Here is a 23,601-nt window from a genome sequence, read left to right on the forward strand (position 1 = left end):
GGCATTACCGGGCATGCACGCGCGGCATCCGCGTTCGAACCGGGAAGGAAGGATTTTGTTTCCGCTGTCTTGCCTGGCGGCACTCAGGCCCGTGCCGGGGCCGGGCAGAGCGCCGCCGCCAGCAGGCACAGGGTTGCCACCGCGTCGGCCTGGGCCAGCTGGATCGGCGCCGGGCGCCGGCGCGACAATTCATGCAAGGCCGCCGCGTCGCGCGCGGCCAGCGCCGCGCCCATCTCCTGCAGCCAGGGCGCCAGGCCGGCCGGGCTTTGCTGCGGATGCGTCCAGACATGGCTGGCGGCAGCGGCCAGGCGGCGCGACAGGGCCACGGCGGTGCGGCCGGCGCCGCTCTCGCCATCGGCCAGGCGACGCTCGCGCATCAGGCGTTGCAGCAGCAGGCCGGCTTCGACGTTGGCCACGCAGGCATCGCGCCGCCGCGCATGCATGCGGGCGACGTCGGCGCTGCCGTGCCCGACGCAGGTGGCATCGGCCAGATAGGCCAGGTTGAGCTGCACCATGCGCAGCAATTGCGCCCGCAGATCGACCGTCTGGCGGCGCGGCCAGAACAGGTAGCTGGCCAGCACCGCCACCGCCGCGCCGATCACGTTGTTGCCGGCGCGCAGCGCGGCATTGGCCAGCTGCTGCGCGGGATCGACCGCCACATCGGCCACCAGCACGAACACCGGCGTCAGGAACGTCGCATACAAGCCGTAGCTGACCGGGCGCAGGGCCATGGTCAGCACCGTCAGCGGGAATACCAGCACCGCCAGCGCCAGCGGCGAATGCACCACCAGGCACAGGGCCAGCGCCAGCACGCCGCCGACGATGCTGCCGACGGCGCGCTCCATGCTGCGCGCCCAGCTGTCGGCGATGGTCGGCTGCATCACCAGCATGGTGGCCATCGTGGCCCAGTAGCCGAAGGGCAGTTCCAGCAGGTGCACGACCAGGTAGGTAGCGCCGGCGGCGGCCGCGCAACGCCAGGCATGATGCATCTCGGCCGAACGGGCATTGGCGTGCAGCGCGGCCTTGCGCCACAGCGCGCACAGGCGATGCAACAGCAGGCGCAGGGTGCCGTACCCGTCTTCACCGGCCACGCGCGCGGCCTGCTTCAATCCGGCCGGATCGACGGCGCCGGCCGCCAGCGGCGCTTCCACCAACTGCAGCACGCGGCCGGCGCCGCTGGGCAGGCGCGCCACCAGCTGGCGCAAGCGCAGCATGATGCGCGCGTCGTCGGCGGCCTCGATACGGTCGCCGGCGGCCATCGCCATCTGCATGCCTTGCAGCAGTTGCGCCATGCCCGCCAGCACGCGCGCGGTGCGGCGGCCGGCGGCGGGGTCCTGGTAATGCGTCAGGCGCAGGTCGGCCAGCACGGTGATGCAGTCGAGCAGTTCGCCGGCGCGCGCCAGCCTGACCAGCAGATTCTCGTACAGGCGGCGCGATTCGGTGCGCTCGCCGGCCACCGCATCCAGCGCCCGCCGCGCATTGGCGATGTCGACCCGCGCATGGCGGCGCGTGCGGGCCGCCAGCTCGGCGGCATGCGCCGACTGCGCGGGATCATGGCCGTTATCGCTGGCGGCGGCGAGCGCCGCCAGTTCCGCCAGCGCGCCGTAGACGCGCGCCACCGCCTTGCGCGCCGGCGCGAAAGGGTGGATGCGCCAGACCGTCAGCCCCAGCAGCATGGCCCACAGGCAGCCGCCGAAATAGATCAGCACATGGCTCTGCGACAACGGCCACAGCACCACCGGCGTGTCGGCCATGATGGCCGAGACCCCGGCCGCCAGCATCAGCACCAGGCCGGCGGCGGCGCCGTAGATGCGCGAGAAGCCGGCCACGCCGGCGCAAGCCATGATGGCCAGCAAACCCGCCTCGACGCTCCAGCCGGCGACCGTGGCGGCGAACATGCCGCCCAGCGTCGACGCCAGCGCGAAACCGCCCATCGACGCCAGCCGCTCGCGATTGGAGCCGGCGCTGTCGGCCAGACAGGTCAGGAAGGCGCCGATCGCGGCCCATGAAAACAGCGGATTGCCCAGCCACTCGCCCAGCAGCAGCATGGCGCTGGCGCCGCAGGCTGCGCGCAGCCCTTCGGACAGGCTGGCATTGCGCAGCGGGAAATCGGCTTGCCAGCGTTCCAGCCGGGCGCGGACGCGGCGCCAGGGCAAGTTGAGCAAACCACGCAAGAAGGAAAAACCGGAAAAGGATAGCGGCGGCGGCATGCTAAGAGGGAGAGGGCGGGGCGGTCTGGAGTGAAAAGGCCGATGCCCGCGCGCTTTATTCCCGCAGCGGCGTCATTCCGGGTCCGCCGCCGCGGCCGGCGGCGCAGCGGGCATTGGCAGGGTGCAGTATAGGAAGGCGGGAATATTCTTTGTATGACTTAAGTGCTTATGTTGTATTCCAAAGGAGAATAATTTGGAAAGCGCATTCAAGCACCCGACTTGCCCCCGGCAAACAACTCCCCGCTGATCTCCATCCACGCCCGCGCCGCATGCGACAGATAGCCGCCGCGCGTGACATAGGCGACCTGCCACTGCACCTCCGGTTCGACCAGCCGCACCGCCTGCAGCTGGTCGGTGGCGATACGGTGGATGAAAGGCTCGGGCAACAGGGCCGCGCCCATGCCGGCCAACGCCATCGCCACCAGCCAGTCCCACTGGCCGCTTTGCGCGGCGACCTGCGGGGCGATGCCGAGCTGGCCGAAGGTGCCGCGCAGGCTGCGCGTGAGGCCGAATTCGTTGTTGAGCATCACCAGCGGCAGGCCGTCCAGTTGGGCGCAGCGCAGGGTGGCCCGGTTCTTCTGGAAACTGCCGGCCTGGGCCACGGCCCAGATCGGATAGCGCGCCACCGGCATCACTTCCAGCTCCAGTTCGGGATCGGCGGGCAGCACCGTCATGCCGATTTCCAGCTCGCCATTGGCCACGCGCTGCTCGATCTGCGGGCCGGTGTCTTCCTTGAGGTTGAGCGCGATTTCCGGATGGCGCTCGCGGAAGGCCTTGAGCACCGGCGTGCACAGGATGTTGATCATGGGCGGAATGCCGATGTCCAAATGGCCCAAGCGCTGCGCCTTGGTGTCGCGCACCTCCGCGTTGAGGCGTTGCATCGAAGCCAGGATCTGCTGGCCCTGTTCGTAGACCACGCGGCCGGTGTCGGTCAGCGCCAGGTGGCGGCCGTCGCGGATCAGCAGCGGGGCATCCACCTCGTCCTCCAGTTGCCGCACCATCTTGCTGACGGTGGACTGGGTCACGTGCAAGGCGTCGGCGGCGCGGCTGAAGCTGTTCAGGCGTACCGTTTCGGTGAAATAGCGCAGGGCGCGGATATCCATGTTGGCCAGGTTTTCGAGGTGGAGGCGAGGGCCGCCGAAGTATGCAGATTCCGACTGGAACCGCAGAATTTAAATCATACAGCGCATACAGGCCGGCTCCTATACTGGATCGAAACAAGAATGAAAGAAGTCCGTTCCACGGCCCATCATTGCCCGCCGGCGCGGATGCACTTCTCTTTTCCAAAAGAAACCGAGCAGGAGCACACCATGGATAGCCAGCGCATCCGCCAGCCGCAATTGGCCGGCAAACTCATGTCGGCCGACGAGGCCGCCGCCTTTTTCCACAACGGCATGACCATCGGCATGAGCGGCTTCACCCGCGCCGGCGACGCCAAGGCCATGCCGCGCGCCTTGGCCGAACGCGCCAGGCGCGAGGAACTGCGCTTCACCGTCATCACCGGCGCTTCGCTGGGCAACGGCAGCGACGGCCTGATGGCCGAAGCCGGGCTGCTGGCGCGACGCCTGCCGTTCCAGGTGGATGCCACGCTGCGCGGCAAGATCAATGCCGGCGAGGTCATGTTCATCGACCAGCATCTTTCTGAGACCGCCGAACAACTGCGCAGCGGTACGCCGTCGCGCATCGACATCGCCGTGATCGAGGCGGCGGCCATCACCGAGAACGGCATCGTGCCGACCATGTCGGTAGGCAATTCGGCCAGCTTCGTCGAGCAGGCCAAGCAGATCGTGATCGAACTCAACACCAGCGTGCCGCTGGCGCTGGAAGGCCTGCACGACATCTACCTGCCGGCCGAACGCCCGGCGCGCGGCCCGATCCCGCTGACCGCCGCGCAACAACGCATCGGCCGCGCCACCATCCCGTTCGACCCGGCCAAGGTGGTCGCCATCGTGCTGACCGAAACGCCGGACAGCCCGTCCTCGGTGCTGCCGCCGGATGCAGAGACCAACGCCATCGCCCGCCACGTGATCGGTTTCCTCGAATCGGAAGTGGAAGCCAAGCGCCTGCCGCACACGCTGGCGCCGCTGCAGGCAGGCATCGGCACCATCGCCAACGCGGTGCTGCACGGGCTGGTGGAGTCGCCGTTCCGCAACCTGACCATGTATTCGGAAGTGCTGCAGGACAGCGCCATCGAGCTGCTCGACTCGGGCCAGCTGGCGTTCGCCTCGGCCTCGTCGATCACGCTGTCATCGGCCAAGTACCGGCACTTCATCGACAACCTCGACAAGTACCGCGACAAGCTGGTGCTGCGCCCGCAAGAGATCAGCAACCACCCGGAACTGGTGCGGCGGCTGGGCATCATCGGCCTCAACACCGCGCTGGAATTCGACATCTACGGCAACGTCAACTCCACCCACGTCGGCGGCACGCACATGATGAACGGCATCGGCGGCTCGGGCGACTTCGCCCGCAACGGGCAACTCTCGATCTTCGTCTCCAAGTCGGTGGCCAAGGGCGGGGCGGTTTCCAGCGTGGTGCCGATGGTCTCGCATGTGGACCACAGCGAGCACGACGTCGACGTGCTGGTCACCGAATGGGGCCTGGCCGACCTGCGCGGACTGGCGCCGCGCGAGCGGGCGGTGCAGGTGATCGAGCACTGCTGCCATCCCGACTACCGCCCGCAATTGCGCGACTACTTCGAGCGCGCCTGCCGGGCCGGCGGCCACACGCCGCACCTGCTGGGCGAGGCTTTCTCCTGGCACCAGCATTACGCGCAGCACAAGACCATGCGCTTGAGTTAAGCGCCGTCCTCCTTGCGGGCGGCAGGCTGCCGCCGCGCCAGCGCATCCCAGCCGACCGCGCCGCGCACGGCGCCCGGCATGGCTTCCTTCATGGTATCGATGAAGTGGCGCAGCCGCGCCGGATAAAAGCGCGCATAGGGGTACAGCAGCGACACCGGCAGCGATGCTGGCTCCCATTCCGGCAGCAACTGCACCAGCCGGCCGGCCGCCACATCCTCGGCCAAAATCCATGACGACCCGACCGCCACGCCCACGCCTTCGATGGCGGTGTTGCGCAACGCGTACAGGCTATCGGTCACCAAATGCGGCCGGAACGCGACATGCCTTTGCTCGCCGGTATGCACATGCGTGAGCGTCACCTCGCGCCGGTAAAAGGCGGGAATGGCGATCCAGGGCAGGGCGGCGAGGTCGGCCGGATGCTGCGGCGTCGGCCGGCCGGCCAGCAATGACGGTGCCGCCACCGTCATGCGCGGCACCTCGGCCAGGTGGATCGCCACCACGGAAGGGTCATGCACTTCGCCCACCTGGATCGCGCAATCGATGCCCTGGGTAATGAAATCGGCGGCGCGATCATGCAGCAGCCATTCCACCGCGACCAGCGGATGGCGGCGCATGAATTCCGTCAACGGACCGATCAGCTGCTTTTGCCCGAACGCATGCGGCACCACCACCCGCAGCGCGCCTTCGGCCTGCAGGCGCGCCCCGCGCAATTCGCTTTCGAACTCATCCCACCCGGCCAGCAAGTCCTTGGCACGCTCGTAGCAGCGCTCGCCGTCGTCGGTCAGCTTCATCGCATGGGTGGAACGCTGCAGCAGGCGCACGCCCAGCGAACGTTCCAGCGCCTGCAGGCGGCGGCTGATGGTGGGCTGGGTGATCCCCAATTGGACGGCCGCGGCCGACAGGCTGCCGGCTTCGACGATGCGCACGAAGGTCTGCATCAGCTCGATGCGGTCGGTCAGGCCGGCAGCCGTCAGCGAGGCTGTTTGGGAGGAAGGGGAGGAGGGCGATGGCTTGGTCATACGCCTAACGTATATTAATTCTGCTTCCCACGCTACTACCGTCTGCCCGGGCACAAGCGCAGAATCCGCTTCAACGCTGGCAAACAAAGGTTTTTCCGGCCAGTCCGAGGCAAAACCATCGTAGATATCTCAGGAGTTTCATCATGAATAACATTCCTAATGCGCATATAGCCACCGGCGCGTTGGCACCCAAGGCCCATCCGCAGGCGCACGGCCTGTCGCCGGCCTTGATCCTGCTGCTGGCCACCGGCGCCGGCCTGTCCGTCGCCTCCCTGTACTACTCGCAGCCGATGCTGGGCGTGCTGGCCGACGATATCGGCGCCTCCGAGCGCGCCGTCGGCATGGTGCCGATGTCGACCCAGCTCGGTTACGCGCTGGGCATCCTGTTGCTGGCGCCGCTGGGCGACCGCTACGACCGCCGCCGCATCATCCTGATCAAGGCCGCGGTGCTGACCGCCGCGCTGCTGCTGGCCGGCGCCGCCTCCGGCATCGGCATGCTGCTGGCGGCCAGCCTGGCCGTCGGCCTGGCCGCCACGATGGCGCAAGACATCGTCCCGGCCGCCGCCACCCTGGCGCCGGAACAGCACCGCGGCCGCATCGTCGGCACCGTGATGACGGGGCTCTTGCTGGGCATCCTGCTGTCGCGCGTGGTGAGCGGCTTCGTGGCCGAGCACTTCGGCTGGCGCGCCATGTTCGTCGGCGCCGCCGGCAGCATCGCGCTGATCGGCGCGGCCGCATGGCGCGGCCTGCCGCGCTTCCGTCCGACCACCCACCTGTCGTACGGCGCGCTGCTGGGCTCGCTGGGCAGCCTGGTCAAGAAGCATGGCGCCTTGCGCCGCGCCGCGCTGGCCCAAGGCTTGGTAGCGATCGGTTTCTCGGCCTTCTGGTCGACCCTGGCGGTGATGCTGCATGGCGCGCCGTTCCACCTGGGCAGCGCCGCCGCCGGCGCCTTCGGCCTGGCAGGCGCAGCTGGCGCCCTGGCCGCGCCGCTGGCCGGCCGCATCGCCGACAAGAAGGGCCCGGAACTGGTCACCCGCCTGGGCATCGGCCTGGCGACCGTGTCCTTCGCCGCGATGGCGCTGGCGCCGTGGTTTTCGACGGAAGGCCAGCTGATCCTGATCGCGGTGGCCACCATCGGCTTCGACCTCGGCGTGCAAGCTACGCTGGTGGCGCACCAGAGCATCGTCTACAGCATCGAACCCGGCGCCCGCAGCCGCCTCAACGCGGTGCTGTTCGTGGGCATGTTCATCGGCATGGCCGGCGGCGCGGCCCTGGGCAGCCTGGCGCTGGCGCAGTGGGGCTGGATCGCGGTGGTCGGACTGGCCGTGCTGACCTCGCTGCTGGCGCTGACGGTGCGCCTGTGGCCGGGCGCAGCCAAGGCGCACTGAAGACCTCGGCTTGCCTTTTTACTATAGCGGCTCCGGTGCAAACCGGGGCCGTTTTTGCATCTTGCCGCCGGGGAACAGGCGCCAATATCTTCCCGCCGACGTCGCCCGGCTGCCCAACATCTTTTATAATCGTCGGCAGGAGACAACCCATCGCGGCATGACGCGAACAACGACGGTGGATGGCATGGCACTGTATTTCAAAAACAAGAAACCCAAGACCTTCCTTGGCGCGCCCGTGGGCTGGCCATTGATGTGTCTGATGGCGCTCGACTTGTTCATCGCCGGCCTGATGTTCCTTTCTGAACACATCTGGAGCGGCCTGATCCTGCTGTACCCCCCGGTCGCGCTGGCCCTCGCCATGATCGCCGACTCCCGCAAGGAAAAACTGGCCGCGCAAGAACGGCGCCGCCGCTGATCCGCCCTTGAGCCGCATCGCCGTACGGACCTCCCGTCCCGGCGCTTTCACGCCACCCTCCCATGACGACACCACAAGACCGCCCCGCGCTGCTGCAGGTCAGCAAGCTCAATTTCGCCTATCCCGGGCATGAACTGTTCAAGAACCTGTCCGCCGCGATTCCCGCCGGCATCACGCTGGTGCGCGGCGGCGACGGCCGCGGCAAGACTACCTTGCTGCAATTGCTGGGCGGGCTGATGCCGGTGAAGGACGGCGTGCTGGAACTGGACGGCATCCGCCTGGATGAGGACAGCGAAGCTTATCGGCGCAAGGTGTTCCACGTCGATCCGCGCACCGAGGCGTACGACCAATTGACGCCGCCTGAGTTTTTCGATGCCATGCAGAAACGCTTTCCGGGTTTCGACCATGCGCGCCTGCCGGCATTGATCGAAGGCCTGTCGCTGGCGCCGCACCTGGAGAAGAAGCTGTTCATGCTCTCCACCGGCAGCAAGCGCAAGGTCTACCTGGCCGCCGCCTTTGCCGCCGGCGCCACGCTGAACCTGCTGGACGATCCCTTCGCCGGGCTGGACCGCGCCTCGATCAACTTCGTCACGCAAACCCTCGACGCGCAGGCAGGCAGCCAACGGCAAGCCTGGGTGGTGGCCCTGTATGAAGCGCCGGCAGGGGTGGCGCTGGCGGCCTCCATCGACCTGGGCGACTAAGCGCCTCTCATTGCCGCACCACAATTCCCCCATTCCGAGAATTGCCGGTGCTTTATGCCGCTGCTCCCGCTTAGCGGCGGCCGCCTTTGTTATCTATGATGATAAGGCACCGTCGCCACCGGTCTTGCCCCGTCTCCCGAGCCATCCGGCCGCATCCTCACCCCGGCGATCCCGCCGCCACGGCGCATGCGATACGCATATCCAACACACATGTCGTCCGCGACAGGGGGAACCGCCATGCATATTTCCAACGTAACTATCCGCGTGCGCCTGTGGCTGGGGTTCGGCCTGCTGATGGCGCTTATCCTGGTCATGGCGGCGTCGGGCATCGGCCGGCTGGCGCAGCTTAACCGGCAGATGGGCGACGTCATCCATGACAAATATCCCAAGACCATGGTGGCCGGCGACATCGTCGACCAGCTCAACCTGGTGGCGCGCTCGCTGCGCAACATCCTGCTGCTCAAGGACGAACAGCAGATCAAGAGCGAGTCGGACCGCATCACCGGCGCCGACCGCGCCACCCGCGAAGACCTGGCCCGGCTGGACAAGATGCTCACCGACGACGCCAGCCGCGCGCTGCTGGGCAAGCTGCTGCAAGCGCAGGACGCCTATCTCGCCAAGCGCGACAAGGTGCTGGCGATGGTGGCGCAAGGCGTGAAGGAAGGCGCCATCGATGTGCTGATCGGCGAGGTGCGCCCGGTGCAAAGCGCCTACATGAACGCCGCCGACGCGCTGATCAAGCAGCAGCACGAGCTGATGAAAACCGCCGGCGAAGAAGTGGAAGCCGGCTACGCCCAGGCGCGCAACCTGCTCATCGGCCTGGCCGCGGCCGGCTTGCTGGTGGCGGTCGCGATCGCCTGGATGATCACCCGCAGCATCACGCAGCCGCTCGACCGCGCGGTGCAGGTCGCCGAAACGGTGGCCGCCGGCGACCTGACCTCGGCCATCGACCACCACGGCCGCGACGAGACCAGCAAGCTCCTGCGCGCGCTCAAGAAGATGAACGACAACCTGCTGGAGATCGTCGGCCAGGTACGCGTTTCCACCGACACCATCGCCACCGCCAGCACCGAGATCGCCCAGGGCAACCTCGACCTCTCTTCGCGCACCGAACAGCAGGCGGCTTCGCTGGAAGAGACCGCCTCGTCGATGGAACAACTGACCTCCACCGTCAAGCAAAACGCCGACAATGCGCGCCAGGCCAACCAGCTGGCCGCATCCGCCTCGGATGTGGCCGGGCGCGGCGGCGCGATGGTCAACCAGGTAGTCGACACCATGAACGCGATCAACGAATCCTCGAAGAAGATCGTCGACATCATCGGCGTGATCGACGGCATCGCCTTCCAGACCAACATCCTGGCCCTGAATGCCGCCGTGGAAGCGGCGCGCGCCGGCGAGCAGGGCAGGGGCTTCGCGGTGGTGGCCTCCGAAGTGCGTTCGCTGGCGCAACGCTCGGCGACCGCGGCCCGGGAGATCAAGGAACTGATCAACGACTCGGTGGAGCGCGTGGGCAACGGCAGCAAGCTGGTGGAACAGGCCGGCGCCACCATCCATGAGGTGGTCGAGAGCGTGCAGCGCGTGAACTCGGTGGTGACCGACATCAGCGCCGCCGGCCAGGAACAGAGCACCGGCATCGAACAGGTCAACCTGGCCATCGTGCAGATGGACCAGGTCACGCAACAGAACGCCGCGCTGGTGGAACAAGCCGCCGCCGCCGCGCAGTCGCTGCAGGACCAGGCCGCGCATCTGGCGCGGGTGGTCTCGGTGTTCAAGCTGGATGGACGGGAGCAGCGGCCGTTGCGCACCATCAATCCGCCGCACAACCTGCAACTGGCTTAAAAATAATCTCCCGTCGTCCTGACGAAGGTCAGGACCCAGCGTCGTTCAACGCCCATCGAGGCACCACGAAAGCCACTGGATCCCGGCATCCGCCGGGACGACGAAATCGCAGCGGCATAGGCAACAACATAGGGGCGCCACTAAACAGCATGGCCGGCGCGGTATGATATCGCCCGTCCCCAACGCATTCCGCCGCCTGCAGTCCACCATCCATGAAGCCCCAACGCGCCGCCGCCGATCCCCAGGAAACCCTAGACCAGAACGTGTACGAGGCGATCTTCAACGCCGTCATGCACGGCCGGCTCAAACCCGGCACGCGGCTGCAGGAGGCCAGCCTGTGCGAACAGTTCGGCGTCAGCCGCACGGTAGTGCGGCAGGCGCTGCGGCGGCTGGCGGAGCTGCGCATCGTCGACATCGTGCCCAACAAGGGCGCGGCGGTCGCCACGCCGGGGCCGAAGGAAACACGCGACGTGTTCGCCGCGCGCCGCGCCATCGAAGCCGCCATCGTGCGCGAAGTGGCGCGCCAGATCGACCACGGCGAAGTCGCCAAACTCAGGCAACGCCTGCAAGCCGAACACGCCGCGCTGCACGAAGGCGACCACCCGCGCTGGGTGGCGCTGGCCGGCGGCTTCCACCTGGCGCTGGCCGAACTCTCCGGCAACCAGGTCTTGCAGCGCATGCTGACCGAACTGATGACGCGCTGCTCATTGATCGTGGCGCTCTATGAAATACCGGGCGAAGCCCATTGCGAGCACGACGAGCACACCCGCCTGGTCGACCTGCTGGCCCTGCGCGACGGCAACGGCGCCGCCGCCGAAATGGACAGGCACCTGCTGGCGCTGGAAGCCCGCCTGCGCCTGCCGCAAGACAATCCCGACGCGCTGCGCCACGCTTTCTGATTCCCCCCGCCTGAACAACCGGCCATCCCGGTGCCTGCCCGCCGGCGGTGCGCCGGGTGGATTTTGTCCGTTTTGCGTGCAGGATATAAAATGTATACAATCATAAATAATTCATTAAATTCTTTTAAATCAATTATTTGATTATGATTTTTGGCTGGCACTCAAATTGCATGTATACGATCAATGGCGACTTTTCGCCAGCGATCGATCCATTCAATCAAGGAGTCTTGCCGCCATGAACCGCCGTCAATTCTTGCTCGCCTCGGGCGCCGCCGCCCTGGCCGCCTCTTCGCAACCCTTCGCCGCGCTGGCCGCCGCCCCCAAGCTCAAAATCGGCTTCATCTATCCCGGCCCGGTGGCCGACATCGGCTGGTCGTTCCAGCACGACCTGGGACGCCGCATGCTGGAGAAGGAATTCGGCGCGCGCATCGAAACCGTATTCGTCGAACGCGTGCCGGAAACGCCGGAAGCCGAGCGCGTCATGCGCCAGCTGATCGACGACGGCTGTAAGATGATCTTCGCCACCTCGTTCGGCTTCATGAACCCGGTGCTGCGCGTGGCCAAGGAAAACCCGGACGTGATCTTCGAACACTGTTCCGGCTACACCATGGCGCGCAACGTCGGCCTGTACCAGACGCGCTTCTACGAAGGCGCCTACCTGCTCGGCACCATCGCCGGCCGCATGACCAAGACCAACACGCTGGGCTACATCGCCCCGATCCCCATCCCCGAAGTGATCCGCAACCTGGACGCCTTCGTGCAAGGCGCGCGCAGCGTCAACCCCAAGGTCAACGCCAAGGTGGTGTGGATCAACGCCTGGTACGACCCCAGCCTGGAACGCGACGCCGCGCAGACGCTGGCCGGGCAAGGCGCCGACGTGTTCTACCAGAACACCGACTCGCCGGCGCCGGTGCAGGTGGCAGAGAGCAAAGGCCTGTTCGCCTTCGGCCAGGACTCCGACATGAGCCGCTTCGGCCCCAAGGCGCACCTGACCGGCAACACCCTCAACTGGGGCGTGTACTACGTGCACAAGGTGCGCGACGTGCTGGAAGGCAAATGGAAAGCGGAAGACACCAAGTGGGGCATGAAGGAAGGCATCGTCCAGCTCGCCCCCTACAACGCCGGACTGCCCAAGGACGTGGTGGCGCAGGCGGAAGAACGCCGCAAGGCGATCGTCGCCGGCACGCTGCATCCCTTCACCGGCCCCATCAACAACCAGGCCGGCCAGCTGCAGGTCGCCGCCGGCAAGACCGTTCCCGAATCCGAACTGTGGACCATGAAGTGGTACGTGGAAGGCATCCAGGGCAAACAGCCTTGACCGCCCGACGCCAACCGCAACCTGCAACAAGCCGCACGCACCTGAACCGCCATGACTGAAATCGACTTCGCCGAAATCGGCGTCTACCAGCGCTACAAACTGATGGCCAGCCTGATCGTGCCGCGCCCGATCGCGCTCATCACCACGCTGGGCGAAGACGGCACAGTCAACGCCGCGCCGTTCTCCATGTTCAACATGCTGGGCGAAGACCCGCCCATCGTGATGGTCAGCATCAACCGCCTGCACGACGGCGCGCTGAAAGACACCGCCGCCAACATCCTGCGCACCGGCGAATTCGTCGTCCACCTCACCGACGAAGCCATGTGCGCGCAGATGGACGCCTGCGGCGCCGCGCTGCCGCCGCACCATAGTGAACTGGAACACGCCGGCCTACACGCCGTGCCGTCCCGCACCATCGCCCCGCCACGCATCGCCGAAGCGCCGGTCGCCTTCGAATGCGTGCTGCACGAGAAGCTGGAAACACCCAGCCGCTACATCTTCATCGGCCGCGTGCAATGGCTGGCCGCGCGCGACGGCCTGGTCGACACCGAGCAATGGCGCGTGCGGCTGCAGGACTACCACCCCGTGGGGCGTTTCGGCGCCAGTTTCTACCTCAATTCCAGCGGGCGGTTCACGCTGGACAAGGCGCCGAACGCCTCTTCCACCCCCATCGACGAAATGTGAGGACGACATGAGCAACAAACCCGTTACCGGATTCACCGAACAAGACGTTGCCGCCATGCGGCTGGCGATCGACGCCTCCAAAGAGGCACTGAAGCGCGGCGACATGCCGTTCGGCGCGACGCTGGTTTCGCCGGCGGGGCAGGTGCTGATGGTGGAGATGAACAACCAGAACACCGCGGCCGATTGCACCGGGCATGCGGAGATCGTGCTGGTGCGGCGGGCGCAGAAGGAACTGGGGCTGGAAGCGATGCGCGGCACGACGGTTTATGCCAGCGGGGAGCCTTGTGCGATGTGTGCGGGGGCGATGTTTTGGGGAGGGGTGAAGCGGGTGGTGTTTGGAGCGCCTACGCCGTTGATGGGGGAGATATTGGGTGGGGCGACGTTGCCGTTGCGGGCGGCTGGTGTTGTTGCGGGGGCGGTGCCTGGGGTTAGTGTGGAGGGGCCGTTGTTGGAGGAGGAGGCTGTGGCTGTGTTGCAGAAGTTTGAAGGCTAAGAGAGCAACAACCTCAAACCCTCCAACGCGCCGCAAGGCAAACCGACCTTGTTTGCGCCTTTCACCAACCATTCACGCGGATTGATGCGAATCAGCGGCGCTCCCAAATTTTCGCTCATGCGCCGCACGGATGGCACAGCCGTACCGGCGCCAATCTCGATCACCACCGGGCGCTTTGCCGCATCCATCCAAGCGCGCATACGGGAGTACTGCGCATCGGTGCGGCGCTCATTCCAGCGGTAGTCGTTGAACATCAGAATATTCGGCCGCGCCACCGCACCGCATGACGGACACAGCGGCAAGGGCGAACTCAACCGGCAATGCGTCATGTCCACTTGCGGCGTTACCGCATCTGCGGGCCAGATCGCACCAGTGCAGTCGTCACTGCATTGCAGGTGATGGATGCTACCGTGGCACTCGACGATGTGCTCCTCGGCCACGCCGGCCTTCTGGAACTGACCATCGACGTTGCTGGTGAAGACGAACATGCCTTGAGGTTTCGTCTTTGCCAGTTCATTCAGCAGCACAAACCCAGCGTGCGGCATGGTCTCGCGATACAGCGCCAGGCGGTGGCCATAAAAACCCCAGGATTGCATCGGATCTTCAGCGAAGGCATCGCCATTGGCAATTTCGGTGAAGGTGATGCCGGCTTTGGCCAGCGGGGGATAGGCTTGCCAGAAACCTGCGTTTCCGCGGAAGTCAGGAAGGCCGGAGTCTACGCCCATGCCGGCACCGGCTGTGATGATGAGGCTGTCGGCTTCTTGGAGCCATTGACGGGCACGGGCAAGAAGGGCTGGATCGATTGAAAGTGTCGAGGGCGTGGCTAGCATCTTGAGCTTGAGTGGTGGCGCATGATAGCGCTTGCAGAGATAGGATCGCTAAGCAAAGTCCCATAGATAACATGCGAGAGCCGGGAAGATAATCGCTGTATTTTGATAAAATGTAACTCAAAGTGTGCCTTAACAACCTTTAAGTTGATAGCTCGTTCCTCTAAGACGCCGGAAGCTAGGGCGCATGAAAAAAACCAAATCCCAACCTGCTGCTCGTGAAATCTTTGGATTGAACGTCCGGCGTGCACGCCGATTTAAAGAGATATCGCAAGAAGAACTTGCTTTTCAGGCCGAGATTAGTCGCAACTATTTGAGCGATGTGGAACGCGGAGTGCGCAATGTTTCCATTGACAACATGGAAGCGTTATCCAAAGCACTTGGGATTAGTCTTGCCGATTTATTAAAGCCAGATCTGTTCGCAATGAACACGGATGATCTCGAAGAATGAGCTCGCAATTGCAAACTCATTTCATTTGAAGCGGGCTCATTTTTGAGCCCGCTTTTTTTCGCTCCATAAAAATTTATAACGAGGTACACTCCGCTAGATAGAAAATCGAATAAATTCGATATTCCAACGTAACCAAGTTGGAACATCTCAGCCTAGCGAAAAAAATGAAGAAGCGAATTGGGGAATTGGCTTCCAGAGATGCGGTATTGGAAGCCATTGGGGAATACAACCGATTGGGGACAGAGGGTTTCCTCAAGACATACAAGTACACGTCGTCCTACAAATATCAACTGCGGCAGGGACAAGCGCTATACGACGCACAAGCGATCGTAGGAGCAGCCTTCTCTTATGAATTTGGAACCAAAATTTCGCAAAATAGGATCGAATCCGACGCGAAAGACATTCCTCTCGTCTTGGCGAGACTCGGCTTCAATGATGTAGTAGAACGCCTGCACCCTGCACTCCATCTCGTAAAAGGCAACGTCTATACCCGTACGCAACTGAATGATCTGTATGGGGGACAACTCCAGTCTGGCATTTGGACACCAAGAGAATTCCCGGTTGTATTCATGTTCTCCGGCGAGAGCGGTGCCGCTTATGGCTATCACGATCAATGGACATCCGATGATGTCTTCGAATATGTCGGTGAAGGTCAGGCCGGTGATATGGAATTCACCAAGGGCAACAAAGCCATCGTGGACCACCGCAAAAACGGTGAGGATCTTTTGCTTTTCAAAGACCTGGGGAAACGGAAAGGTGTACGTTACGAAGGTCTATTCGAATGTCTTGATGCGCGTTTTGATGACGGCGTAGAAAAAGCTAAGGATGAAGAAGGCAGGCAAAAGAAGCGCAAGATCATCGTATTTAAGTTGGTGCGAGTTGGTGTGCTCGTTGAGGAATACAGTATCAACGAGGGACTGGAAGCCACCTCAAATTTAACACTTGATCAATTGCGACAGGCGGCACTCGATGCTGTAACACCTCCAGCCGAACAGAAAAAAACGGGTGAAACTAGATCATCTTGGTATGTCAGAAGTCAGACTGTGCGCAGCTACGTGCTAGCACGTGCAAAGGGCATTTGCGAGGCTTGTGGACGACCTGCGCCGTTTAAGAAGAAAAATGGTGAACCGTACTTGGAGACGCATCATACGACTCGACTAGCTGATCAGGGACTTGATCATCCAGATTCTGTTGGAGCTGTCTGTCCAACTTGCCACCGGAATATACATTCTGGTCTTAATGGCGATCAGATAAATGCGCAATTGAAAGAAAAGTTGCATTGCCTCACCAGCCCATTACACGCCGCTGATAGCATTCCTAAATAATATCCAGAGAGAAGAAATGGAATTTCCCAGTATACCAATCGGCGGAGTTTGGACTCTTGTTAAATGGCTACCAACGTTCTTATTGAAACGCCATTTTTCGAAGGACAGGTTGGCAGAGCTGGTTTATGTTGACTTAAGACCGCGACATGATTCAGCGGTTGTCGACTTCGGAGAAAGTGCCTCATATGATCTTTGGCTTAATATTATTAACTTGTCTCCGTTTGAAATAGAACTAGATCGCGCTGAGTTTCGTTTTGTCTTCGGAGGCATTCGTCTTACCTCCGCAATTTTGAAAAGGCAACGCATCCACTCTGGAGAGATCGCGCAAATACATGTCTCCGCGGTGATCCCGGATGGCACGGCAAATCAAAGCGTAAGGAACTACACCCTGAATCCAGAAATCACTGGATGGCTTGAAGGAAGCATTGAGTTTAATTGCTCATTACACTCATTTCCTAAAGAAATTAGGAACTTGAGTGGAGTAACGCCGCGTGTTCGAAACGAAAAGTTTCGACAGAATAGGGAATAAGAAATTTCACAGCGGACCTCAGAAAGACGTTCAATGAACTTTCAGGACAACCTAGATTTTATTCTCTGCGGCCACCCGACGGATGAAAAGAACGGCGCAAGCCGATAACCGCACGCGCTTATTTTTTCTCAGATGCTCCACCGCTAGGGCCTCGGTCATCTCCTGCGTATCGTCGTATACTCAACCGTGCATTAAGCGTCGGATCAAAAATAAAGGAAATATCTTATGGCTGAAATCACCCGCCGCCGCACCGGCGAATTGCTGCGCGAGTTATTCAGTATTTTAATAGCTGCGCCCGAAGGGCTGCAGGCCAGTGCGGCTCTGCATATCCTCGCCTCACGCGTCACGCTAACGCCCTACGAAGCCGATAATTTCGAGTCTGGCGGACGGCGGTTCGAGAAGATCGTTCGTTTCGCTACAGTGGATTGCGTCAAAGCCGGCTGGCTGTTGAAGGACAAGGGAATTTGGTCTATCACTGACGCGGGCCGGACCGCGCATGCTGCTCTGCTAGACCCTGAGGCTTTCTACAAACGCGCCTGCAAGCTGTACGCCGAATGGAAGGCGGCGCAACCCGAAGCCGAGAGCGGTGTGGAGACTGTAGCGTCGGCTGCCAGCTCCGTTGAGGATGTCGTCGATAACAATGCCAAGGCTGCAAGCGTGACGTTTGAAGAGGCCGAAGAGCAGGCATGGGCAGAGGTCTCGCACTACCTGCGGGCGATGAATCCCTACGACTTTCAAGATCTAGTGGCAGATCTATTGCGCGCCATGTCGTACCACGTCACCTGGGTGTCGCCACCCGGCAAGGATGGCGGAGTGGACATCCTCGCCTGGCCTGATGCTCTGGGTACGCGCCCGCCGCGCATCAAGGTGCAAGTGAAGCGCCAGCAGCAGGCGGTGAGTGTGGATGGCCTGCGTTCTTTCATGGCGGTGCTGGGCGACGAAGATGTGGGTCTGTTCATTTGCACCGGTGGATTTACCAAAGACGCCGAAATCGAGGCCCGTACTCAAGAGAAGCGTCGCGTTACCCTAATTGGTCTAGAGAAGCTGTTTGACCTCTGGGATGAGCATTACGACAAGCTGACCGACCGGGCACGGCGCCGCTTACCTCTCCGATCGATCCGCTTCCTTGCTCCTGGTGGTTAATCTGATGATCAGATACACCAGCGATTCCCCCTGAAGCTCCACAGGCGAGGTGCCCTATTACCGCACTTGGTGAGGAATGTCTTCTATTAACGACAGTTTCAACCGGTGAACGCGCCCGTGCAGCGACAGGAAACAGGGACGCCTGATCGACTTCCGCTTGCCTGATTCCGATTCGCGAGGACGCCGCCGAGAAGTGCTTTTGTTTCAACCAGGCGCACCATCAGCATTCGTCTCCGCTGGTCAAGTTAAACAGGTTCACAAGTGTGTTGAGACGCCTTCAGCTTAGTCTGAATCGCCTGCAGCTCTGATAGTTTCAGTATCTCGCCCAGGCTGCCGTCATCATTCACCCACCGCAGGCGATTGCCATCAGGCGTGAGGAACAAGACCTTGCCGTACGCGGGTGGGAAGTGCTGCGATTTACGTGAAGCGTCCTTGGTACTTTCCTTGGTTTCCAGCAATCGCTGCATTGGAGCTTCACCTGGTTCATGCGAAACACAGACGACGAAATCTGGATAGAAATAGTGTTCGTGCTCTGCTCGCACCACGCGCACTGAGTACGGTTTTTTATCAGGATTCCGATGCCACCAGTGAACAAAGTCAGCCTCGTCCAGCGCTCTGGCGAACGCCTGCTCCAGGTTATTTAGCTTTACCCATCCGTCATACCGGCCGATACTGAAGGTGCTTCCGTCATCGAATGTGAATATCTGATCTGCCCACCAATTTCGCTCATCCATGAAGAGCACAGTTTCCACTGCCTGAGCATCCTCGGTGGACGGCGGCAACACGCCATAGATGTTCTTTCTAGAAGCTTCTAATGCGAGGTCTTCTGGGAAGATCATCACATTGGGTAGGGGCTGGGCATCGACCTGCTTGGCCTGGTCTGCAATGGATTGGAAGATCGCTTCGCGAAGTTCCTGCGCACAGTCACGAATGACCCAATGGGCCGCATCTCGGGACATGCGGACAAGGTCTTTCTCTGAGAGAGCTACTTGGGAAGGAGTAGCCTCAAGAACAATATCCAACGTGGGCCTCAAGCGGGCTGCAATAGCCTGCACGATGATGCGATAGTCCTCTTCCTCTGCATGTGGAAGCTCCTCCAGAGCAGTCATCGCCTCTCGCGCCAAGGCTGCCCGATCCGTGACAACCTGGATGTCCTCGGCGTAATTGGTGCCTTCGGTAAGTTCCTTATGAAGTTCTTTCTGCTGCACGCGGTTGAGTGCTGCATTCACTGCCATCTGAGCCAGCGTCGAACTTATCTCCAAAGACTGCGCGACCTGCAGTGAGATGGCAGACAGATCGACCAGCGACGGCTTTTCCTCCGACTTGAGCGCCGCATCCAGAGTAGGCAAGTTGCTCTTTCGGTGAAAAGTCCTCAGCCTGTTCTCGGCCAAAGCCTCCAACACCTCCGAGCGCGTGCGTGGTTTATCGATGCGCGACGACTTTTTCTGTGCGGGTTCTGCTGCTTGAGTGTCGAAAGTCCAAGTGGGATCGCCGAACAGATCCTGTCCCAAAGGTTGTGGAGTCACGCCACTTGCTGGAGGCAGCCATGACGGCGATGGCGCTGCGGACTCGGAGGCTGGCAGCGGGGCCGTCGCCTGCGTACCCGGTAGCCCCATGCTGTAGCTTAGGGGTTGATCTGCCGTAGGCCGGTTGGTGTAGACGACGCCCCCCGCAACGGTGTGACGGATCATCAGCTTCTCAGTTTGCCCCTCCAGCTGGCTCTTGACTGCGCTGGTGGCCTGCACCGCGGCTTCAAAGCCTGCCTGCGCCTGCGCATTGCCTAGATACACATAGGCGGTGTTTAGCTCGGCTGGGATGGGCTGTGGCTTTGGGAAACCGTCGCGAACCTGCCGTGCCACTCGCATGACACGGCCGATGAACTGCATGGCGAAGTCCGTGTCATTGACGGGCTTTGTGCTGGCTAGGACAAAGGCGCGTGGCGCGTCAAAGCCCGTGCCTGCAGACTGCTTGAAGATCAGCACCTGTTTGGTACTGTCGTTGGCAATCGCTGCCATCAACACAGGGTCTGGTTCATCCGCAGAGTGCTTGCCGATGGCTTCGGGCGGCACATTGCATTGGCGCATCAGCTCCTCAGCGGCCTCCTCTACGGTGCGTTCGCCATTAGCAACCTGCACTAGTAGCAAGGGTGTACAGATGACACCGGCTTGCTGCAGCCGTTGGCCGATCAACACATTGCGCGCCCAAGCCTGGCGCAGCACCGTGCGCCGCAAGTCGGTCACCTGCTGCATAGTAGTGCCCAAGCTATACACCACTGCCTCGATGTACTGCTTGTTCAGCCGGGCCTTGACGACATCATCGCGGCTGACAGAGAAGTGTTCCTGCCCGCTGTAGCCGGCGTGCGCCACGAAGTCAGTCAGCCGTTGGTCCTTGGGCGTAGCTGTAGCCATGAGAAGGTAGTCCGCCTGCAGCCAGTGCGCAAACTTGCCGAATTCGGTGCTCTTGTCCAGACCAATGTGCGCTTCGTCCACCACCAAGCCAATTTGTAGGCCCTTCGCACGAGCGCGGGCAACCAAGGCAGCCAAGGTGCGCACGTCGTCGTCGGCATCGGCGTCATAGCCTTTGGTCCGCCATTGAGCACGGGCCACGCTCTGAGCAGTGGAAATGAGTACTGTCCCAGCACCCACGTCCTGGTTGCGGCCTTGTGAGAAGAGCACGGGTGACAAGCCTGGGGCATGATGTAAAAGCGAGTCCAGCGTTTGCCCCACGAGCGTTACGAAGGGCACAAACCAGAACCACAACACATTACGTTGCGCCCCTACGCGCTCCAAAACCTGGCCCATGACAAAGGTCTTGCCAGAGCCAGTTGGCGCACGCAGCAGGCACGGAGGCGCGGGCGTGCGAAGCAACGCCTTGCTTATGTTGTCCATCAGTTCCACCTGGAACTGCTCGGGTTGATGCGTTGAGGCTTGAACCGGCAGGTCCAGAGCCGCTTGGAACTTAGCTTGTGTCTTAGGCATCGCTGTTGTCGTTATGTCGGGCGTATTCATTGGCGGCCCCCCTGGCCTTGAATCAGTGCTTGGCGCAGGGTGTGGACTTGCGCCTCTACTCCTCGCTCAGCCAGCAAGGCAACCAAGGCTTTGGGGCGTGGGGCGTACACTACCAGTCGTGTCACTTGGTGCCGGTTCGGCAGGTCGCACAACTCGTCCAGCACCTGAGCGTTGACGAGGGGGCACAGTACCATTAGCCAGTCGAGACCCTTCGCGATGAGGCGGACTGAGCTGCTTTGGTGTGTCACAGGTACCGCCGCTGCGTGACGCAAAGTCAGCAGTGTAGCTGCGTGCTCTGCTGTGGCATCCAGGGCCACATCCGCGGCATCCAACTTGTCGAGTTGCAGGTAGGCGAACTCCCCTCCTCCCGCTACGCTGTGGCCGTCCTTGGTCCCATAGCCCTGCATCACGCGTCGTATGCGTGCCGCACAAACATCGCGGCACAAGTTTTTGCTAGGCTCCTTGTCGTTAGCCTCCGTACTGCTACATAGGATGAAACGACGTTCCCCCCCGTCTTCAGTATTGAGTTCAAGGACAGCCTGCCCCGTAGTGCCGCTGCCTGCAAAAAAATCCAATACGATGTCCGATGGTTTCGTTGCTTGAGTAAGAAGGCCCTTGATTAAGGAGTTGGGCTTTGGATATGGGAATGCATTGAATCCAAGAATTTCGTTTACCGAGTGCTCCCCCGTTCCGCTGCGTTGAGCAGCGAGCCCGACAGTGAACTCATCTAAGCTTTCCTCTTCAACCGCCCCGCGCACCCAGCTGGATACAGGGCGAACTTCGCTTTGCAGGTCTGACAAATGTCGCTTAAACCATGGTCGATCAAAGCCTACTGGCTTGCCAACCCAGAAGTCTAAATCTGGCAATTCGGCTGTCAGTAGAAGTGTCTTAGTTTTAGGTCGAACCGGTACCCGCCCGGAGGCGATAGCGTTAAGGAGTTCTTCGCGAGTCTTCCATATCACCACCTCTTCTGAGCCATCGGTGGGAAATATTACCTTTCCTTCTCGAATGTACTGTTCCATGGTTTTCGCTCGGAGTGTGCTAGGGTCGGCGACTCTTGTCTCTGAGGCAAATGCCCACACCCGACTTGGATTGCAGGGGTACCAAATCCCCGTTTTGGGGTTTTGAATTGGGTAATAGCTATTTGGCCGCTCAAGATATGTTTTTGACTGCGTCAGGTCGCCTGTTTTCCATCGTCCCCTTGGATCATTGTCCAAGTTTTTGTATTGACTAAAGTCCTTGAGTGAACCATTGAAAGCGAAACCAGGATTGCAATAGACAAGCACATGCTCATGGTCAATTGATAGACGTCCGCCAGATTCATCGTTAGAACCGGACCTAGTTTTCCAAACAAAGCTCCCAAGACGTCGCCCGGGAAACACTTCATCCATCAGCATTTCTAGTCGCGCGCGGTTTTCGTCGTTAATGCTGACAAGGATTGCGCCATCCGCAGTCAATAAATCTCGTGCGAGCACCAAGCGTTGAAAGAGAAACTCTAGCCATTGACTATGTCGCCACCGATCGTTTTTCCCAACATAGTTATCGTTGTAGACCCAGTCTTTATTGCCGGTGTTGTAAGGCGGGTCGATATAAATTACCCGCACCTTGCCGGAATGGGTGGCCCGCAGCAAACGCAAGCTGTCGAAGTTATCGCCTTCGATGATCAAGTTCCGATGCTCGGTGCAGTCCTCGGGGGTGTGGCTCAATTCGGGCACCAGGCGCGGGAGCACGACGTTGGCATTGAGCGCTTTGTCGTGTTCAATAGAGTTACGCTCCCAGTAAAGGCCCAGTTTCTGCCGGGTCAGGTGTTCGGTCAATAGTCGACGCAGCTCAGGGGCAGACATTTGCCCCAAGCTATCCAGCAGGTTTTGTTTTCCAGTGTTGTTCATGGCTTCTGCGAAGGGCCCTCTGGCCAGTTTCCGTTGCTTGTGTTGTTACGTGCGGGCGTGCTTTGCAACCCGGTTTGTGTCCATTTTGCTGCGCGGCCTCTGCAAGTGGGGATAATTACTCCCTCAGCTTTCATGCCGCGCAGAACTACGCGCACCATGTCACGGCTGATTCCAGAGCAGGCTTCCTCGATCACGGAGATGGAGAGCAGGTCTCGCATTGGTGACGGCATGGTTTCAAAGAGGCCCGAGAAGTGATAGCGTGAGATTTTAGCTTTTGTTATGACCTCGATAAACGTATTAGGCCAATCATCCAAGATATTTCTTGCGGCAGCCAAATATTTCACTCTTTCAAAACGGGGAGTTGAGATATTGATTTTGTACCGGGGGTAGCACGGGGCAAATTTATCTGCCAACGATCCATGAACCAATATTTTTACCACGAGCGATTCGAATGCTACGAAGCGTTTAGCCCCTGAGAAACTACAAAGCCAACCCATACATGGGTTGGCTTTGTAGTTTCTTGAATCACAAACCTGTCAATGAACCGGCAGTTGACCACTTTCTGCGTCATCCGACACGACACGAACTGAGCTATCGGACCGCACCGTTTGATAAAAATCTCAACGGATGCCGCTCAAAATGTCACATTATGGTTCCCGCTA

General features: G+C 61.3%; 19 protein-coding genes and 1 pseudogene. 13 read left to right on the top strand and 7 right to left on the bottom strand.

Annotated features, from left to right (window positions below; all coding sequences use genetic code 11):
* Window positions 1-83 precede the first annotated feature (83 nt).
* Both J7548_RS14045 and J7548_RS14050 read right to left on the bottom strand, forming a co-directional pair.
* Window positions 84-2,174 (bottom strand): FUSC family protein, encoded by a 2,091-nt coding sequence (locus J7548_RS14045; protein WP_290975260.1) that lies wholly within the window; start codon window positions 2,172-2,174, stop codon window positions 84-86.
* A gap of 242 nt (window positions 2,175-2,416) precedes the next feature.
* The gene (locus J7548_RS14050) at window positions 2,417-3,313 is read right to left on the bottom strand and encodes a LysR substrate-binding domain-containing protein (RefSeq protein ID WP_290975262.1); all 897 of its coding nucleotides are present in this window, start codon (window positions 3,311-3,313) and stop codon (window positions 2,417-2,419) included.
* 207 nt (window positions 3,314-3,520) lie between these two features.
* On the opposite strand from J7548_RS14050, the gene J7548_RS14055 reads away from it, so the two are divergent.
* Window positions 3,521-5,011, top strand: a complete 1,491-nt coding sequence (locus J7548_RS14055; RefSeq protein WP_290975264.1) for an acetyl-CoA hydrolase/transferase family protein — start codon at window positions 3,521-3,523, stop codon at window positions 5,009-5,011.
* Here the strand turns inward: J7548_RS14055 and J7548_RS14060 are convergent.
* Entirely contained in the window at window positions 5,008-6,030 is a 1,023-nt protein-coding gene (locus tag J7548_RS14060; protein WP_290975266.1) for a LysR family transcriptional regulator, read from the bottom strand. The genes J7548_RS14055 and J7548_RS14060 overlap by 4 nt on opposite strands.
* 143 nt (window positions 6,031-6,173) lie before the next feature.
* Between J7548_RS14060 and J7548_RS14065 the strand changes: the two genes are divergently transcribed.
* The 8 genes from J7548_RS14065 (at window position 6,174) to J7548_RS14100 (ending at window position 13,767) form a co-directional block, all read left to right on the top strand.
* Window positions 6,174-7,418 (top strand): MFS transporter, encoded by a 1,245-nt coding sequence (locus J7548_RS14065; RefSeq protein ID WP_290975268.1) that lies wholly within the window; start codon window positions 6,174-6,176, stop codon window positions 7,416-7,418.
* 10 nt (window positions 7,419-7,428) lie between these two features.
* A complete protein-coding gene (locus tag J7548_RS14070; protein WP_290975270.1) occupies window positions 7,429-7,833 on the top strand; it encodes a hypothetical protein in 405 nt (134 codons plus the stop codon).
* Window positions 7,834-7,895: 62 nt separating this feature from the next.
* Window positions 7,896-8,534, top strand: a complete 639-nt coding sequence (locus J7548_RS14075) for an ATP-binding cassette domain-containing protein (protein ID WP_290975272.1) — start codon at window positions 7,896-7,898, stop codon at window positions 8,532-8,534.
* Between the two features lie 237 nt (window positions 8,535-8,771).
* Window positions 8,772-10,373 (top strand): methyl-accepting chemotaxis protein, encoded by a 1,602-nt coding sequence (locus tag J7548_RS14080; RefSeq protein ID WP_290975274.1) that lies wholly within the window; start codon window positions 8,772-8,774, stop codon window positions 10,371-10,373.
* A 212-nt stretch (window positions 10,374-10,585) separates the two neighbouring features.
* Window positions 10,586-11,272, top strand: coding sequence for a GntR family transcriptional regulator (locus J7548_RS14085; RefSeq protein WP_290975276.1), 687 nt, complete (start codon window positions 10,586-10,588; stop codon window positions 11,270-11,272).
* Window positions 11,273-11,507: 235 nt separating this feature from the next.
* Window positions 11,508-12,590, top strand: a complete 1,083-nt coding sequence (locus J7548_RS14090) for a BMP family ABC transporter substrate-binding protein (RefSeq protein ID WP_290975278.1) — start codon at window positions 11,508-11,510, stop codon at window positions 12,588-12,590.
* A gap of 51 nt (window positions 12,591-12,641) precedes the next feature.
* The gene (locus J7548_RS14095) at window positions 12,642-13,274 is read left to right on the top strand and encodes a flavin reductase family protein (RefSeq protein ID WP_290975280.1); all 633 of its coding nucleotides are present in this window, start codon (window positions 12,642-12,644) and stop codon (window positions 13,272-13,274) included.
* Between the two features lie 7 nt (window positions 13,275-13,281).
* Complete coding sequence (locus J7548_RS14100) at window positions 13,282-13,767, top strand: nucleoside deaminase (protein WP_290975282.1); 486 nt, start codon at window positions 13,282-13,284, stop codon at window positions 13,765-13,767.
* Here the strand turns inward: J7548_RS14100 and J7548_RS14105 are convergent.
* Window positions 13,764-14,597, bottom strand: coding sequence for a Sir2 family NAD-dependent protein deacetylase (locus J7548_RS14105; RefSeq protein ID WP_290975283.1), 834 nt, complete (start codon window positions 14,595-14,597; stop codon window positions 13,764-13,766). The genes J7548_RS14100 and J7548_RS14105 overlap by 4 nt on opposite strands.
* Before the next feature lie 184 nt (window positions 14,598-14,781).
* Between J7548_RS14105 and J7548_RS14110 the strand changes: the two genes are divergently transcribed.
* The 4 genes from J7548_RS14110 to J7548_RS14125 all read left to right on the top strand — a co-directional run bounded on the left by J7548_RS14110 (window position 14,782) and on the right by J7548_RS14125 (window position 18,042).
* Entirely contained in the window at window positions 14,782-15,045 is a 264-nt protein-coding gene (locus J7548_RS14110; RefSeq protein WP_290975285.1) for a helix-turn-helix transcriptional regulator, read from the top strand.
* 164 nt (window positions 15,046-15,209) lie between these two features.
* Entirely contained in the window at window positions 15,210-16,370 is a 1,161-nt protein-coding gene (locus J7548_RS14115; RefSeq protein WP_290975287.1) for an HNH endonuclease signature motif containing protein, read from the top strand.
* Window positions 16,371-16,386: 16 nt separating this feature from the next.
* Window positions 16,387-16,899 (top strand): hypothetical protein, encoded by a 513-nt coding sequence (locus J7548_RS14120; protein WP_290975289.1) that lies wholly within the window; start codon window positions 16,387-16,389, stop codon window positions 16,897-16,899.
* A gap of 225 nt (window positions 16,900-17,124) precedes the next feature.
* Entirely contained in the window at window positions 17,125-18,042 is a 918-nt protein-coding gene (locus J7548_RS14125) for a restriction endonuclease (RefSeq protein ID WP_290975291.1), read from the top strand.
* 245 nt (window positions 18,043-18,287) lie between these two features.
* Here J7548_RS14125 and J7548_RS14130 read toward each other — a convergent pair whose 3' ends face one another.
* From J7548_RS14130 to J7548_RS14140, 3 genes and pseudogenes are all read right to left on the bottom strand, one after another.
* A complete protein-coding gene (locus J7548_RS14130; RefSeq protein ID WP_290975293.1) occupies window positions 18,288-21,050 on the bottom strand; it encodes a DEAD/DEAH box helicase family protein in 2,763 nt (920 codons plus the stop codon).
* Window positions 21,047-22,939, bottom strand: a complete 1,893-nt coding sequence (locus J7548_RS14135) for a site-specific DNA-methyltransferase (protein WP_290975295.1) — start codon at window positions 22,937-22,939, stop codon at window positions 21,047-21,049. The genes J7548_RS14130 and J7548_RS14135 overlap by 4 nt, the downstream gene beginning before the upstream one ends.
* Window positions 22,936-23,142: pseudogene (locus J7548_RS14140) on the bottom strand (cell filamentation protein Fic); the annotation flags it as partial. The gene J7548_RS14135 and the pseudogene J7548_RS14140, both read right to left, overlap by 4 nt.
* Between the last annotated feature and the right edge of the window lie 459 nt (window positions 23,143-23,601).

This window comes from Herbaspirillum sp. (assembly GCF_017744395.1).
Classification (GTDB): domain Bacteria; phylum Pseudomonadota; class Gammaproteobacteria; order Burkholderiales; family Burkholderiaceae_D; genus Herbaspirillum.

Bases quoted from the DNA above. Each gene is read 5' to 3' on its own strand.
- J7548_RS14110 (WP_290975285.1), top strand. From the start codon at position 14,782: ATGAAAAAAACCAAATCCCAACCTGCTGCTCGTGAAATCTTTGGATTG.
- J7548_RS14050 (WP_290975262.1), bottom strand. From the start codon at position 3,313: ATGGATATCCGCGCCCTGCGCTATTTCACCGAAACGGTACGCCTGAAC.
- J7548_RS14100 (WP_290975282.1), top strand. From the start codon at position 13,282: ATGAGCAACAAACCCGTTACCGGATTCACCGAACAAGACGTTGCCGCC.
- J7548_RS14085 (WP_290975276.1), top strand. From the start codon at position 10,586: ATGAAGCCCCAACGCGCCGCCGCCGATCCCCAGGAAACCCTAGACCAG.
- J7548_RS14075 (WP_290975272.1), top strand. From the start codon at position 7,896: ATGACGACACCACAAGACCGCCCCGCGCTGCTGCAGGTCAGCAAGCTC.
- J7548_RS14065 (WP_290975268.1), top strand. From the start codon at position 6,174: ATGAATAACATTCCTAATGCGCATATAGCCACCGGCGCGTTGGCACCC.
- J7548_RS14130 (WP_290975293.1), bottom strand. From the start codon at position 21,050: ATGAATACGCCCGACATAACGACAACAGCGATGCCTAAGACACAAGCT.
- J7548_RS14125 (WP_290975291.1), top strand. From the start codon at position 17,125: ATGGCTGAAATCACCCGCCGCCGCACCGGCGAATTGCTGCGCGAGTTA.
- J7548_RS14090 (WP_290975278.1), top strand. From the start codon at position 11,508: ATGAACCGCCGTCAATTCTTGCTCGCCTCGGGCGCCGCCGCCCTGGCC.
- J7548_RS14105 (WP_290975283.1), bottom strand. From the start codon at position 14,597: ATGCTAGCCACGCCCTCGACACTTTCAATCGATCCAGCCCTTCTTGCC.
- J7548_RS14060 (WP_290975266.1), bottom strand. From the start codon at position 6,030: ATGACCAAGCCATCGCCCTCCTCCCCTTCCTCCCAAACAGCCTCGCTG.
- J7548_RS14135 (WP_290975295.1), bottom strand. From the start codon at position 22,939: ATGAACAACACTGGAAAACAAAACCTGCTGGATAGCTTGGGGCAAATG.
- J7548_RS14080 (WP_290975274.1), top strand. From the start codon at position 8,772: ATGCATATTTCCAACGTAACTATCCGCGTGCGCCTGTGGCTGGGGTTC.
- J7548_RS14095 (WP_290975280.1), top strand. From the start codon at position 12,642: ATGACTGAAATCGACTTCGCCGAAATCGGCGTCTACCAGCGCTACAAA.
- J7548_RS14055 (WP_290975264.1), top strand. From the start codon at position 3,521: ATGGATAGCCAGCGCATCCGCCAGCCGCAATTGGCCGGCAAACTCATG.
- J7548_RS14120 (WP_290975289.1), top strand. From the start codon at position 16,387: ATGGAATTTCCCAGTATACCAATCGGCGGAGTTTGGACTCTTGTTAAA.
- J7548_RS14115 (WP_290975287.1), top strand. From the start codon at position 15,210: ATGAAGAAGCGAATTGGGGAATTGGCTTCCAGAGATGCGGTATTGGAA.